The following is a 14,025-nucleotide window of genomic DNA, read 5'->3' as shown; positions in this document are numbered from 1 at the left end:
GCCGGCAGAACCGCAGCTTAGTCTTTGAACCTGAGGTTCTGAAGACTGCCATAAGCTTAGTTGGTTATGTTGGGATTTCCAATTGGTTCATCGCATCCCGGAGAGCGGCATCAGATCGCATTTTTCGGCGGTGCGGTGTCATCAGACGGATTTCTAAAGGAACTCCAAAGCGGTTTGAGAGCACTTGACGCAGCAGTCCCGCTTCTATGAGTCCCGCGGCGCAAAGATCAATACAACCTGTTACACCCAATCCCTGACAGGCAAGGCGAAGCTGCGCAGACGGATGAGAAACTCCGATCGCGGATGCGCAGGTTACGACACCCTTTGGATTTGATAGGCGGTACTGAAAGGGTCGACTTCGCTCCGCGTCGACAATAGCGGGCAGTTCGGAAATGCGTTTGATGTTGTTTGCGTCTTCCTCCGAAATCAGTTCTGCACTCGCAACCAGGATGGCGTTCGCCTTACCTGTCCATACAGTCCGCAGCTCTTGTTCTTGAGGAAATGTTGGTGCAATTCGCAGAAAGTAGTCTCGTGCAAATCTACTGTGATCGATCAATTCATCCTCAGCAAAGATCTTCAATGACAATCGAGGGTGGTGCTTGACCAAATACCGGACAACCGAGCCGAAGCAGGTATTTGCAATTTCTGTCGGTACACTTATCCGACATGCTTGGTCCAACTCGTCAGAAGCATCAGGGCCTAGCGCCTCATTCATGAGGTCCACGATCCCAGACGCAGAAGCATAGACACGCTCACCTTCTGTGGTCGGTGTCACACCCAATTTGTGGCGGATGAGCAATGACGTACCAAACCGGTTTTCCAACAACTTTACTGAGTCACTCAGTCCTGAAGGTGATATCCCGAGTGCCTCAGAGGCTGATTTCATCGACCCCGCTTCGACAATTCGGGCGAAGTTGGCCAAATGGCGAAGGTAGCTATGCATTCTAATTTTCCGATTTTATAGCTTCTAGTATTCTGAATATCAGAAATTTATTCGAAGCTCTAGTTTCCTCCTAGTCATAGAAGGAGAGCGACAATGAAATCCAAAATTTTGATGGTCGGAACAGCTATCTTTACTGCGCAGCTGGGCAGCCCTGTTGTTGCGCAATAAACAAATGGTGCAGGTCTAGACGGGCAATACGCATCCATTGCTTGCGAGGTGCGTCCCCAGCCTAACCAGGATGGTTCGATAGGCGAATGGTGGCTGACGCGTGACATCACCATCACCGAAGATCGAATAGAGGGAATTTTCACGAGTTACGCTGGTCCGGGCTGTGACTTTGCCTTGCAGGAGCTTCATTTCGGAGGAGGTATCGACATCGTTGGTCCGTCTAATGTGATGGAAGGCGCTGTAGAGGCTGACCTGACAATTGATGATTACGTAAAGATCAAAACCCTTGCGGACGATTTTGCGGCTTTTCTAAACAGCGCACCGAACGGTACTTGCCTATCCCCGGACTGGACCGTCGGACAAGAGCGTGACATTTTGCAAGAGGGCTGTTTGGTGCTGGGGGTTCAACCCAACACACCCACCGTTGAATACGAAATTCTTGCGACGAGAGATGACGTGATCTTTTTCGGCGCACGACCTACGGATGGTACGTTTATTGTGTCACCAGATAAGCGGCCGCGCGCTCTACTTGTCGGTGCAGCTCGCAAGTAGATAATTTTGGCGAAACGGCCGTCGGCGTTTCTTTCACCCTTTGGCCGTTTCGTCCTACACAACTGCGAATATTCGCTCGTCTGCGTGCCGCTTTAGTGGGAACAGCGCGCAGTCCGAGGGACGGTGATTTTTGTCACTTGACGCAGTTGTGATTTTCGTCGCGCTAAAGTGGAAGTACCGTCAAGATAGATAGCTGAATTTTCACTCTTTCTAGAGTTGTAGGTCCGAATCGAAAAGTAGGTTACGCTTTCCACAACGCAAACGCGTAGCCAATTTAGGGAACAACATTTTAGGGAGATCGAAGATGGCCGATAAGCCAAACATTCTTGTCCTTTGGGGCGACGATATTGGATTTTGGAACATCAGCTTCAACAATCGCGGGCAGATGGGGTATCGCACTCCGAACATCGACCGCGTTGCAGAAGAAGGTGTGGCGTTTACCGACTATTACGGACAGCAAAGTTGTACCGCAGGGCGGGCAGCATTCATTACCGGACAAAACCCGATCCGGACTGGATTGACGAAAGTTGGGATGCCTGGCGCTGAAGTTGGTCTGCAGAAGGAAGACCCGACGATTGCCGAGCTTCTCAAGCCGCATGGCTATTCAACGGGCCAGTTTGGTAAGAACCATCTTGGCGATCTGGATGAATACCTGCCTACGATGCATGGGTTCGATGAATTCTTTGGAAACCTCTATCATTTGAATGCCGAAGAAGAGCCGGAGCATCCGGACTATCCCAAGAACCCTCAGTTTAAGGAACGCTATGGTCCGCGCGGTGTGATCCATTCTTGGGCTGATGGCAAAGGCGGTCAGAAAATCGAAGATACGGGTCCGCTGACGAAGAAACGGATGGAAACTGTGGACGACGAATTCCTCGCCGAAGCGATCCGCTTTATTGAGGATGCGCATAATGCGGGCGATCCCTTCTTTGTCTGGTTCAACACCACGGGCATGCATTTCCGCACGCACAGACCTGACAAACACGCCGGAAAGAGTGGGCAGGGTGAATACAACGATATGATGGTTGCCCATGATGAGACCATCGGCGTGTTGTTGGATAAACTTGATGAGTTGGGGATCACCGACAATACGTTCGTGATGTATTCAACCGACAACGGTCCGCATTTCAACACGTGGCCAGATGCCGCAATCACCCCTTTCCGATCAGAGAAGAACACGAACTGGGAAGGTGCATGGCGGGTGCCAAGCTTTATGCGCTGGCCTGCCAAGATCAAGGCCGGCTCTATCGTGAACGGGATTGCGAGCCATCAAGACATGCTGCCGACCATTCTTGCTGCCGCCGGAGACACCGACATCAAGTCGAAGCTCTTAGACGGGCATACGATCGGGGATATGACCTACAACGTTCATATCGACGGGTTTAACCTTCTGCCGTATCTGTGCGGCGAAGAAGAAGAGAGCCCTCGTGAGACACTGTTCTATTTCAGTGATGATGGAGATTTGCTTGCGCTACGCCACAAAGATTGGAAGGTCGTCTTGATGGAGCAGCGGGCAAAACTGCTTGCGATTTGGGCAGAGCCATTTGTGCCTCTAAGGGTACCCAAGATGTTTAACTTGCGACGCGACCCATTCGAAAGAGCGGATGAATATTCGAACACGTACTACGACTGGCTTATCGATCATGCCTTCCTCATCTACGGTATGCAGGGCCTCGTCTCGGCTGAGATCGACAATTTCATCAAATATCCACCACGGCAAAAACCAGCGTCGTTCAATTTGGATACCGTGATGACTCAGTTGCAAGAGGCTGGTAGCGGCGCGGGTCACTAAGTTACGCGGCGATTAGCCTAAGGACGCGAAATGCACCGGAACCCGATATGCGTGGTTCCGGTGTCGATCATATGGGGGCGCCGTGCCGCTGGTCTGTATCGTAGGCAGTAGTTGGGCGCGCAGAGGTATGAGCCACCTTTGACGACCTTGCGCGGAACCTGCCAATCGGGCGCCGCTGGATCGAAGCTGTTGTCGCGCTCGCCGCCGCGTGGGTTGGTTGGGATACAACAGGGCTTACCCGGTTCTGATGGGTGAGCCTCTTTCCACCAGTCGTTTGTCCATTCCCAGACGTTGCCAGCCATATCGTTCAAGCCGAATTTGTTTGGAGGGAATGACCCCACCGGGGCTGTCCCTTCAAAGCCGTCTGTCACAAGGTTTTGCCACGGGAATTCACCCTGCCACGTGTTTGCGAATGGTCGGCCTTTTGGGAAGTGTTCGTCGCCCCAGACGTAGTCCTTTGCCTCCAATCCACCCCGAGCGGCGCGTTCCCATTCAGCCTCTGTCGGGAGGTCTTTGCCGATCCAATCCGCGTAGGCTTGCGCGTCTTCATGCGCGATATGAACAACGGGATGGCGGCCACGAGATTTGACGTGGCTCTTTGGGCCTTCTGGATGTTTCCAGCAGGCACCCGGGGTCCAGCGCCACCAAAGATTAACCTTTTCAAGGTCAACGGGTCCGGATGTTGGTTGAAAAACCAACGACCCGGGGACGAGGTTTTCTGCCGGTGCGCCTGGAAAGTCTTCGGGATTTGGCGCGCGTTCAGCGACGGTGACATAGCCCGTCTTTTTGATGAACCGCGCAAACTGGGCGTTTGTGACCTGAAACTTGTCCATCCAGAAGCCATCGATAGTGACCTGATGCGCAGGGGCTTCTTCTGGGTAATGTTTGTCAGACCCCATTAGGTAGGTGCCGCCAGGCACCCATTGCATTTGAGGGTGCGGAGGTCGGCCGAGCGGTGCAATTGATGCGTCGTCCATCACTCGGTGTCAGGTGCTTGTGTCGACGCATAAGCCGCGTCGAGAGAGGCCAGCTTCACCTCGCTCGCGGGGAAGATGTTCGTCGAACCTAGTTTATCTGCTAAGCCGGATGTCTTCAGGTCGCCCATAAGTTCCGCGCTGACTTCGGCCAAAATCAAACGTACCTCTGCGGCGGTCAGATCATCTACGAAGTTTTTGAGCCAATCTATTCCTGTGAGGCTTTGCAATTCTTGGTCTTGGCAGGACAGGATCAGGGTTGCACCTTTGGCGTCCTTTGAGTCGGGTAACAACTCGGCAAAGGAGTAAACGGAAGCAAAATTGAGCGGTCCTCGCATTTCGAGCGCAGTAGTCTTGGATGGCTCCAAGGTTTCCGGCGCTGGGCGCTCGATCCACTTTCCGTCAGACGTTGGTTCGAGCGCGAAAAACTTCACGCGGTTTGACGCGTTCACCGAATAGGCGATTAACGAAAGGATGACCCCGCCGAAGATGGCGACGGTAAGGTCATGTGATACGCCAAGGATGATTGTCGCGACTGCGATCAGAGTGTTGTATCGCGATGTATTCCAAGCTCGAACAAGAACGCGCCCTTCCTTAATCATAATCTCTGCACCGATGACGATCAGAAGGGCAGCGAGTCCGGCAAGCGGGATCAACTCTGCTGAATTCCCAAAGAGGATCAGGACTGCGGCAAGCAGAAGTCCGGAAAATACACCGGAGAGACGCGTTTGTGCCCCTCCACTGGCGTTGATGCCTGTACGAGACAAAGAGCCGCCGGCAGGCATCGCTTGGAAAAAAGAACCTGCAAGGTTGCCAAGCCCTTGGCCCAAAAAGTCCTTAGACATGTCGGACTTTTTGCCATTTGGGTTAGGGTACGCAGCCCCGACACCTGAGCTTTCGGAGAGGCCGACAACAGTGGCCGCGAAAGCGCCGGCGAGGAGAACAGGGATAAGAGTAAAGTCAGGCAGCACAAAGGAGGGCAGAGCATCCAGCCCCCTTGGGACTTCTGCGATATCGCCGACCAATTCGATCCCTGCCAGCCCAAGTAGCGCGACAGCGAGCGTCGTAAAAAGGATCACCAATACATCTGCATAGCGTTTGATTGGTGTGGCTTTGACAGCTAACAAAAACGCGATGCCTGCGATGCCAAGAATGGTTGTTGTGCTGCTCCAAGCACCGGGGTTTGAGAGGATTGCGATGGCTTGCGAAAATTTGCCCTGTGTCCCCTCGGGGTGATAGCCGACTAGGTCTTTGAGCTGCCCAAGAACTATGAGTAGTGCCGTGACGAAGATGAAGCCCGCCATCACTTCGCGTGAGACAAACTTGATCATGCTGCCCATGCGGAGCGCGCCGAGAAGCGTCATCATGATGCCTACGAGAAATGTGAGTGTGGCAAGGGCTCGGATAGGGTCATCCGTGTCCAGTCCGGCCAGTTGATCTCCTGCGACAAGGGCGAGCGCGTTTGTTAAAGTTACGATTAGAAGTGATGTGCTGCCGGTGAGGGATGCTACGATGGTCGTCAGCATGCCGGTATATAGGCCGTAGACGGGGTTCACACCGGCGACCAGCGCATAGGCCATACCTTCAGGGATGGAGACCAGCGCAACGGTCAGGCCAGAACTCAGGTCAGGGCCGAGGCTGTTTTTCTTTTCTGCCACGTGAGCGCCTCCCTTTGGCTCTTCGTGCTTCGGTCATGGTCAGGCCCTTTGCATAGGGTCCTTTTGCACAAGGCAGACGCTACCCAGTGGAGGTTGTTTTGACTAGCCCAATGGTTGTCATTTCGAGAATAGGCAATTTTTTCTTTACAAAACTAGTTTTATAGTTATTTTTGGGTCATGACGATAAAGACGCCCCATGCGCGTGCGCTTGCCGCACTTGGACACGACGCTAGATTGGCAATCTTTCGATTGCTGGTTCGGTTCGGACCCGATGGTTTGCGTGTTGGAGACATAGGCGAGCATCTCGACATGGCTCCTTCCACTTTGGCGCACCATTTATCGACTTTGGTGGACGCGGGATTGGTCGTTCAAGACAAGGTTGGGCGCGAAGTGTTTAACAAAGCTGATTTTGACGCCGCTACACGCCTTGCGCAGTTCATAACGTCGGAATGCTGCCAAGGTGTTGCCATAGAGAAAAAGGAAGATGCGGCATGAGATGCGACGAAAATTTTTTCGAACCTAAAACAACTAATAAACTAGATATTTAGAAATGAGCACATCATCCGATACATCAGTCCAACCGGGCACTGCGCTCCTTCAATTTCTGTCGAGTCAACGTGTTTGGGTGGCGTCAGGACTCATTCTTTTGGTGCTCGCGGTTTTCGATACAGAGCAAGCGATAGAGAGCACTGTCTTTGCCTCAACGGCTTTGATCGGGATTGCGCCATTTCTCATCTTTTCAATCGCCATCGCGGCCTATGCCAATGCGACGGGTGCCGATAATCTGATCGCAAAAGCCTTTGTCGGCGCGCCTGCAATGATGATTATCATGGGGGCATTGGCTGGCGGCCTATCGCCGTTTTGTTCGTGTGGCGTGATCCCGTTGGTCGCTGCCTTACTGACAATGGGTGTCCCGCTTTCGGCAGTGATGGCGTTTTGGTTGGCGTCGCCAATCATGGACCCATCGATGTTCTTCTTAACGTCCGGCGTGCTGGGATTTGAATTTGCGGTGGCCAAGACCTTTGCTGCGATTGGATTGGGTCTATTTGGCGGCACGGTCATTCACCTGTTGAGCCGCGGCGGGCATCTTTCAGATCCTTTGCGAGACGGCGTTGGAAATGGGGGTTGTGGCGGAGCCAAAATGCGGGCGCCGAAACCTGTTGTATGGTCGTTCTGGGTGGAAAAAGAGCGTAGACGGACCTTTGCCAAGGTGTCGTTGGACACGACGCTGTTTCTCGCCAAATGGCTGGAGCTTGCGTTCATCTTGGAGAGCTTGATGTTGGCTTGGGTTCCTGCGGAAACGGTGACTAAGGCGCTGGGTGGTTCTGGTATTGGACCAATTTTGACCGCGACCTTTGTGGGTGTGCCGGCCTATCTGAACGGATATGCAGCGCTGCCGTTGGTTAGCGGTTTGATAGAGCAGGGTATGTCGCTTGGTGCTGGCTTGGCCTTCCTCGTGGCCGGTGGTGTGACGTCAATCCCTGCAGCGATGGCGGTTTGGGCTTTGGCAAAGCCTCGTGTCTTTGCGCTTTACATTGGCTTTTCGTTGAGCGGCGCATTCATGGCAGGGCTGTTTTATCAGCTTTGGACGATTGTTTAAGGATCAAACCTTAGAAGGGCTCCGACTGCGTTACTGGTCGGAAGCTCTCTCGTCTCCAACGGAATAGCGGATTTGAACATATCCGCTGGGACAGACAACGACCGAGGGATTACTCAATCGCACGTCTTGTGGTGTCTTTCCAAAAAGGGGCTGCCCTTCGCCGATCAGGATTGGCATTTGGGTAACGATGATTTCGTTCATCAGACCGTGTCTGATAAATGATTGAATGGTCGATCCCCCATCGACATAAGCGCCTTTGTGGCCTTCTTGTTCGAGTCGATTCAATAGGGCCGGAAGATCACCGGAATACATCTCAACTTTGCCTTTGAGGTTGTCTGGTGGCTCTTTCAGAGACCGACTGAGTGCGATGATTTTCAAGTCGCCATAGGGCCATTGCTCGGGCGTCAGATTGAAACTGCTTATGGCTTCCATCGTCTTACGCCCCATGATCATGCAATCGACTGATGCTATGAACGTTTCGAAGTCAATGTAGCCTTCACCAACCCCCTTTTCCGGATCGCCGGCAATTTCGAGCCAATCGATGCCACCATCCTTTCGAGCAATAAACCCGTCAGCGGTCGCGGCGATATATACGGAGCATTTCATGGCGTTCTCCTTTTGGTTGAAGATAACAGTGGGGAGTCATCTTTTGCAAATTCGGCGGTGAGTGTTGATCGAACCGTCATTCCAGCGCTAGGGTCGCTGCATTTAGAGAAGGTCTTTTTCTATGGAATATTTCGCTAGCCGCAGGAATGTCAGCGGCCCCGGGCCAGTCTTCGGGAATAAAGTCGGGTCAAGACCCGTTTTTGTCAGCGCGACGGTGTCATCGGCTGGTCAAGTCGTACCTAGTGAACTCAGCAGCCATGCGTGGGCGGATCGGGTGCTTTCGACCAGTAGCAATGGGCACGTCGTCATTCTGGTTCACGGATTCAACATTTCCCAAAATGATCTTGGCAGCCGTCTAACGGCTATTCGACAAACCCTACAACACGCGGGATACAAAGGGGCGGTTGTTGCGTTCGATTGGCCATCTGATGGGTCGTATTTCAAATATAGAGATGATTGGGTCGATGCACGCGCATGTGCAGGGTTTTTGATTGCGGATACGGTTGAGTTGCTGCTTCGACATCGGCCGACAGCGAAGATCCACTTCATTGCTCATTCGATGGGAAGCTATGTGACAACGCGTGCCTTCGCGTTGGCAACGGGAACCGCACAAGAGCCAAAGCTGGCGAATAGCGTGGGGCAGGTCATTTTCACAGGGTCTGACGCAGACCGCGCATGGTTTGATGATGATGCTTGGGGGGACGCCTCCGTTCGAAGGTGTGCAGATCGGTTAACCAACTACTGGTCGGAGCATGATCAGGCCTTAAAAGTGTCTGAAGATGTATATCATCGGGACACGTTTCGGTTCGGTCGGCATCAGACTTTGCACTCTGGTGCGGATCGCGTGGTGTCGGTTTCTTGTGGAGACTATTATACTGCAAAATATGCGCAGGTCGTTGACCCGAGCTTTACGCACAGGTGGTACTATCGAGACAGCACGTTCTATCGCGATTTGCTGACGACACTGAGGCATCCCAACTCCACCAACTACGCCACACGTGTTTCCGCAGCTGATGGGTTTCAAGCGCTAAAGAATGGCTAAAGTTTCGCCTATACCCTGTTGACTGGAGGGAATTCATAGCGACCGCTTATGATCTTAGACTGCGGTTGATAGGCGCGGAACATAAGATAGAAGGGTTCATTCGGCGCTGGTAACCAGTTCGAACTTTGATCGCCGCCGGGGTCATCAGTTTGAATGTGGATTTCCAATGATCCATCTGGGTCATATGCAATACCCGATGTTCGGTCGCCGATGGAATATCGACTGATCTTGTTCGGAACCATCAGTCGCTTTGCGAGATCATAGAGAGAGATCGACCAGAAGGCATCTACAGGTGGGAGGTTATCAGCCTCAAATCTCAATGTGTAACTCCCTTTTGAACCATCCAGTTTCTTGCCATCGCTATCTACATATAAGGCAGGGTAATAAGCCTCGATTGGAGTCTGCTGGAAAATTGACTGCCATGCGATGACCGCCCGCAACATGTAATCTGTTCCAAAAAACTCATCTGCTATTGGTGGCAATTGCCAACCATTTACTTCATTGCCAATGTTTGTGGCGGCAGCCTCAATCGCTGCAAGGCCGTCTTTGGCACTCAATGCCAGTGCCGCTTTCATTTCGTCGCTTAGATCTGCTGAGACGAAACCATAGTCTGCGCTTAGTCCAATTCTCGAAAACATGCCCAGCAGGCCTGCTTCATGAGTCGGTGGTGGATTAAGGGCCATAGGGTCGCCTATCTGTGCGAATGCAGCTAAGGGTCCTTCATAAGTCGGTAGGGTTTCCATTTCAGGTGTATCGGGCCGTGTTCCCGCAAGGTGGTGGCTTAGTGGTAAGAGACTTGAAGCATTTTGAAGTTTTCGCGTGTTGGGGACATCGGCGTCACCATCGACGCCAAGCCGAAGGATTACGAATATTGTATTGGTTGGAGATTGAATGACTTCTATTCCAGCTGGCAACTTGCCAGCCCAGCCCGGCCCGACAATCGCGACGGTTTGCTTGGGACTTCCGTGCGTGCGTTGACTGACATAAGCGAAGTTATTGGAATAGGCGTCAATGATCTGAGTTGTGTAGAAACGATCGCCAGTGTCGGGTTTTACGTAGATCAGCGGCTCCTCCTTTAGGTTGCCCCAAATCCAGCTGTAGATCGTGTCATTGTTTGTAGATTGGATGTCCTCCATTTCCGGACCAGCAAGCTCTGTTGCATGGGCTCAAATCCCGCGAGGCGCCTTGAACCGAATCCCATCCACTTCCATAGTAGCGGTCATGCCGCTGCGAGCGCGTTCGTTTACGATCATCGGATAGCCATAAACAAAGGCCTGAAGCCCGATCGCATAGGCCTCTTTTCCTTGAACGGTTAGAGAGTCGATGGATGTTGGTGAACTAGACGATGTCGTCATATCTTTACCCCTTGGCTAGAGAGCTTGGACGGTCGACGATTACCAAGTTTTTCTTGCGTCTTTTGTCAGGCTACAACTCTTAGGTGAAAAGGCAAGGATCGACAGCGCCTAACAGAAAGGGCCCTCTCGATCAATCCGGCACGTTATCTATCCCCGATCCGCCCCATGGGTGGCAGCGCGCGATGCGGCGGATCGTGAGGTAGGTGCCTTTGATGCCGCCGTGTTTGCGGTAGGCTTCTAACGAGTAAGCCGAACAGGTTGGTTGGTAGCGGCAGCCGTGCCCGACCCACGGGCTGAAGAGCAGGCGGTAGGCCACAACGGGGCGCGAGAGGATGTAGGCGAGCGGGGTCATGAATGAATTTTAGCCAAGGCGCGTATCAGATCGGTTTGCAACTGATCAAAAGATAGGGTCGCGGTGATGTCTTTGCGACCCACAAGCACGTAGTCCCACCCATCATGGCCATGCTTTGGCAAGACTCTGCGTGCCACTTCGCGAAGGCGGCGCTTGGCACGGTTGCGGGCGACAGCGTTACCGACTTTCTTTGAACAGGTATATCCGACACGAATGCCATCCGCTTCGCCATCGCGGCGTTTGCGGGCTTGTAGGTGGATGCCGTGGGTGGCGTAGCGGCGGGCCTTGGAACAGGCGACGAAATCGGCGCGTTTTTTCAAGACCTGCAGACAAACAAAAACCGCCGGCGCGCCTGTATCGGGTGCGGCCGGCGGTTTCATTGGGTTCTGGTCCGTGTGGGCGCTTATGCGCTCAACTTGGCACGACCTTTGGCGCGGCGCGCGTTCAGGATCTTACGGCCAGCTTTTGTCGCCATACGGGCGCGGAAACCGTGACGGTTCTTGCGAACCCGGTTGGAAGGTTGGAACGTGCGCTTCATCGCGTGCTCTCCGATTCATATGGGCGAACCTATGTAGATTCGAGCCTGATCAACATTTCAGTCCTGTCCTTTAGAGCCGGAACTGGGGGCTGTCAACGGACGAGGCGCCCTAATTCTGCAACAAAGACAAGTTTTTCAACCGTCCAATTGTTACAGTTTGTGAGCAAATGCCTTACGAAACTGAAAGTTCGCTCACAACCTCATCAAGCGCCCGTGAGGTGGGTATTCTGGTTTTCATTTGCAGTCCATCTAGGGTGCAGACACCCCGACCCGAGGACGAAAAAGTGAGTACTATGAGCGAACCAAACGAAAACGCGTTTCTGCGCAAACTGCCGCTGATTATCATCGTGACAGTTGCCATCATCGGTGCGTTTTTCCTGCGCGATTATCTTTCGTTTGAAGCCCTACGCGACAATCGCGAAGCGCTGCTTGCTTTCCGTGATGAGAATTACATCCTCACCGTCGCTGTCTTTATTCTGGCCTACGTCGTGATCGTTGCCTTTTCCCTCCCAGGGGCGGCGATTGCGACGCTAACCGGCGGGTTCCTTTTCGCTACTTTCCCCGGTGCATTGTACAATGTGATTGGTGCAACCGTTGGCGCGACTGCGATCTTCCTCGCTGCGCGCTGGGGGTTCGGCGAAAAGCTGGGTGCAAAGCTTGAAGGCTCTGAGGGTGTTGTAAAACAGATCAAAGACGGGATTGACGAAAACCAATGGTCGATGCTGTTCCTGATCCGTTTGGTTCCTGCGATCCCATTCTTCTTGGCGAACCTCATCCCATCCTTCCTTGAGGTTCCGCTGCGCCGCTTTGTGATCTCTACCTTCTTTGGCATTATGCCTGGCTCGATCGTATACACCTCTGTCGGTGCGGGTCTTGGTGAAGTGTTTGAAAGCGGTGAGACGCCAAACCTCGGGATCATCTTTGAACCTGCAATCTTCCTCCCAATCGCAGGCCTATGTGCGCTGGCCCTACTGCCGATCGTGATCAAAGCCATCCGTGGCAAGAAAGAAGCCTAAGTTATGAACCGTATTAAGACTGATATCTGCATCATTGGCGGTGGCTCTGGTGGGTTGTCCATCGCAGCCGGTGCCGTCCAGATGGGCGCCAAGGTTGTCCTGCTTGAAGGGCATAAGATGGGCGGTGATTGCCTGAACTATGGCTGCGTACCGTCTAAGGCCCTAATCGCTTCTGCCAAGAAGGCTTACGCCATGAGCCACGGTGGTGAGCTTGGTGTGGCGGATGCTAAAGCGAAGGTCGATTACGCCGCCGCTAAAGATCACGTTGCCAATGTCATCGCGACGATTGAGCCGCACGATTCCGTGGAGCGGTTTGAAGGACTTGGCGTAAAGGTAATCGAAGAATTTGGTCGCTTCATTTCCAAAACTGAAGTGCAAGCCGGTGATACGATTATCGAAGCGCGCCGGTTCGTCGTTTCAACCGGTTCAGCGCCTTTTGTGCCGCCGATCCCCGGGTTGGAAAATGTGACCTACTACACAAATGAAAACATCTTTGACCTGCGCGAACAGCCCAAGCATCTGATCGTCATCGGTGGTGGCCCGATTGGGTTGGAAATGGCGCAGGCGCACGCACGCCTGGGGTCCAAAGTGACCGTGATTGAAGGCATGAAGGCGCTGGGCAAGGATGATCCTGAACTGGCAGCGATTGCGTTGTACAATCTGCGCGCTGAAGGCATTGAGATCGTTGAAGAAGCTCAGGCCGAGAAGATTAGCGGCGATGGCAAGACGATTACCGTCCACACGCCAAAAGGTGATTTTTCAGGATCGCATTTGCTGATGGCCGTTGGCCGGAAGGTGAATATCGACAAGTTGGACCTCGACAAAGGCGGAATTGCCCATGATCGTCGTGGCTTGAAGGTAGGGCCGAACCTGCGGTCGGTGACCAACAAGCGGGTTTACGCGGCGGGCGACGTTGCGGGTGGTTTGCAATTCACCCATGTCGCTGGATATCACGCCGGTGTTCTGATCCGTTCCATTTTGTTTGGCTTGCCGAGCAAGCAGCGCACTGACCATATCCCTTGGGCGACTTACATTGATCCAGAAATGGCGCATGTTGGCCTGACCGAAGTGGATGCGCGCAAGAAATACGGCGGCAATGTCGAGGTGGTGCGCTTTAATTACGACGGCAATGATCGTGCGATTGCGGAACGCAAATCCACTGGCCTTATCAAAGTGATGGTCGTAAAGGGCCGCCCAGTCGGTGCGTCGATTGTCGGACACCTTGCTGGAGAGCTGATTGGCATGTGGGCGATGGCGATTGCGAACAATATGAAGATGTCAGCCATCGCAAATACTGTTTTGCCTTACCCTACGATAAGTGAGGTTAACAAACGCGCAGCAGGTGCCTATTTTAGCCCGAAGCTGTTTGAAAGCGATCGGGTTAAATCCATCGTTGGATTTGTCCAACGCAGGCTTCCGTAAATAAGGC

At 53.0% G+C, this 14,025-nt stretch carries 15 protein-coding genes and 2 pseudogenes; 7 read left to right on the top strand and 10 right to left on the bottom strand.

Annotation, left to right across the window (positions count from 1 at the left end):
* Window positions 1–64 precede the first annotated feature (64 nt).
* Window positions 65–943, bottom strand: coding sequence for a LysR family transcriptional regulator (locus BUA85_RS15500; protein WP_072902693.1), 879 nt, complete (start codon window positions 941–943; stop codon window positions 65–67).
* Between the two features lie 195 nt (window positions 944–1,138).
* On the opposite strand from BUA85_RS15500, the pseudogene BUA85_RS15495 reads away from it, so the two are divergent.
* Window positions 1,139–1,663: pseudogene (locus tag BUA85_RS15495) on the top strand (hypothetical protein); the annotation flags it as partial.
* A gap of 304 nt (window positions 1,664–1,967) precedes the next feature.
* On the top strand, window positions 1,968–3,455 hold the full coding sequence (locus BUA85_RS15490) for an arylsulfatase (RefSeq protein ID WP_072902690.1): 1,488 nt from the start codon (window positions 1,968–1,970) through the stop codon (window positions 3,453–3,455).
* Window positions 3,456–3,472: 17 nt separating this feature from the next.
* On the opposite strand, the gene BUA85_RS15485 is transcribed toward BUA85_RS15490, so the two are convergent.
* Both BUA85_RS15485 and BUA85_RS15480 read right to left on the bottom strand, forming a co-directional pair.
* Entirely contained in the window at window positions 3,473–4,432 is a 960-nt protein-coding gene (locus tag BUA85_RS15485) for a formylglycine-generating enzyme family protein (RefSeq protein WP_072902688.1), read from the bottom strand.
* Window positions 4,432–6,087 carry a SulP family inorganic anion transporter gene (locus tag BUA85_RS15480; RefSeq protein WP_072902686.1) on the bottom strand — a complete coding sequence of 552 codons (1,656 nt, stop codon included), beginning with the start codon at window positions 6,085–6,087 and terminating at the stop codon, window positions 4,432–4,434. The genes BUA85_RS15485 and BUA85_RS15480 overlap by 1 nt, the downstream gene beginning before the upstream one ends.
* 177 nt (window positions 6,088–6,264) lie before the next feature.
* Between BUA85_RS15480 and BUA85_RS15475 the strand changes: the two genes are divergently transcribed.
* Together BUA85_RS15475 and BUA85_RS15470 are read left to right on the top strand one after the other, a co-directional pair.
* Window positions 6,265–6,582: an ArsR/SmtB family transcription factor gene (locus tag BUA85_RS15475; protein WP_072902685.1), complete on the top strand. Its 318-nt coding sequence runs from the start codon at window positions 6,265–6,267 to the stop codon at window positions 6,580–6,582.
* Between the two features lie 55 nt (window positions 6,583–6,637).
* The gene (locus tag BUA85_RS15470; protein ID WP_072902683.1) at window positions 6,638–7,687 is read left to right on the top strand and encodes a permease; all 1,050 of its coding nucleotides are present in this window, start codon (window positions 6,638–6,640) and stop codon (window positions 7,685–7,687) included.
* 30 nt (window positions 7,688–7,717) lie between these two features.
* Here BUA85_RS15470 and BUA85_RS15465 read toward each other — a convergent pair whose 3' ends face one another.
* Window positions 7,718–8,293 carry a dihydrofolate reductase family protein gene (locus tag BUA85_RS15465; RefSeq protein WP_072902681.1) on the bottom strand — a complete coding sequence of 192 codons (576 nt, stop codon included), beginning with the start codon at window positions 8,291–8,293 and terminating at the stop codon, window positions 7,718–7,720.
* Between the two features lie 121 nt (window positions 8,294–8,414).
* On the opposite strand from BUA85_RS15465, the gene BUA85_RS15460 reads away from it, so the two are divergent.
* Complete coding sequence (locus tag BUA85_RS15460; protein ID WP_072902680.1) at window positions 8,415–9,335, top strand: alpha/beta fold hydrolase; 921 nt, start codon at window positions 8,415–8,417, stop codon at window positions 9,333–9,335.
* Window positions 9,336–9,343: 8 nt separating this feature from the next.
* Here BUA85_RS15460 and BUA85_RS17045 read toward each other — a convergent pair whose 3' ends face one another.
* From BUA85_RS17045 to rpmH, 6 genes and pseudogenes are all read right to left on the bottom strand, one after another.
* Window positions 9,344–9,778, bottom strand: coding sequence for a DUF1214 domain-containing protein (locus BUA85_RS17045; RefSeq protein WP_278246417.1), 435 nt, complete (start codon window positions 9,776–9,778; stop codon window positions 9,344–9,346).
* A gap of 360 nt (window positions 9,779–10,138) precedes the next feature.
* Window positions 10,139–10,486 (bottom strand): annotated as a pseudogene (locus BUA85_RS17040) (DUF1254 domain-containing protein); the annotation flags it as partial.
* A gap of 15 nt (window positions 10,487–10,501) precedes the next feature.
* Complete coding sequence (locus BUA85_RS15450) at window positions 10,502–10,690, bottom strand: hypothetical protein (protein WP_072902676.1); 189 nt, start codon at window positions 10,688–10,690, stop codon at window positions 10,502–10,504.
* Between the two features lie 130 nt (window positions 10,691–10,820).
* Window positions 10,821–11,042, bottom strand: a complete 222-nt coding sequence (yidD, locus tag BUA85_RS15445; protein WP_072902675.1) for a membrane protein insertion efficiency factor YidD — start codon at window positions 11,040–11,042, stop codon at window positions 10,821–10,823.
* The gene (rnpA, locus tag BUA85_RS15440; protein WP_072902674.1) at window positions 11,039–11,422 is read right to left on the bottom strand and encodes a ribonuclease P protein component; all 384 of its coding nucleotides are present in this window, start codon (window positions 11,420–11,422) and stop codon (window positions 11,039–11,041) included. The genes yidD and rnpA overlap by 4 nt, the downstream gene beginning before the upstream one ends.
* Window positions 11,423–11,445: 23 nt before the next feature.
* Complete coding sequence (rpmH, locus tag BUA85_RS15435) at window positions 11,446–11,580, bottom strand: 50S ribosomal protein L34 (protein WP_007204042.1); 135 nt, start codon at window positions 11,578–11,580, stop codon at window positions 11,446–11,448.
* A 293-nt stretch (window positions 11,581–11,873) separates the two neighbouring features.
* Here rpmH and BUA85_RS15430 point away from each other — a divergent pair, with 293 nt between their 5' ends.
* Together BUA85_RS15430 and BUA85_RS15425 are read left to right on the top strand one after the other, a co-directional pair.
* Window positions 11,874–12,596 carry a TVP38/TMEM64 family protein gene (locus BUA85_RS15430; RefSeq protein WP_072902673.1) on the top strand — a complete coding sequence of 241 codons (723 nt, stop codon included), beginning with the start codon at window positions 11,874–11,876 and terminating at the stop codon, window positions 12,594–12,596.
* Window positions 12,597–12,599: 3 nt separating this feature from the next.
* Window positions 12,600–14,018, top strand: coding sequence for a dihydrolipoyl dehydrogenase family protein (locus BUA85_RS15425; RefSeq protein ID WP_072902672.1), 1,419 nt, complete (start codon window positions 12,600–12,602; stop codon window positions 14,016–14,018).
* Window positions 14,019–14,025: the final 7 nt, after the last annotated feature.

The sequence above is a fragment of the Cognatiyoonia sediminum genome (assembly GCF_900129845.1).
In the GTDB taxonomy this organism is placed as follows: domain Bacteria; phylum Pseudomonadota; class Alphaproteobacteria; order Rhodobacterales; family Rhodobacteraceae; genus Cognatiyoonia; species Cognatiyoonia sediminum.
Note: the sequence above shows the minus strand (reverse complement) of the source record. Positions and strands in the feature narration are given on the sequence as shown.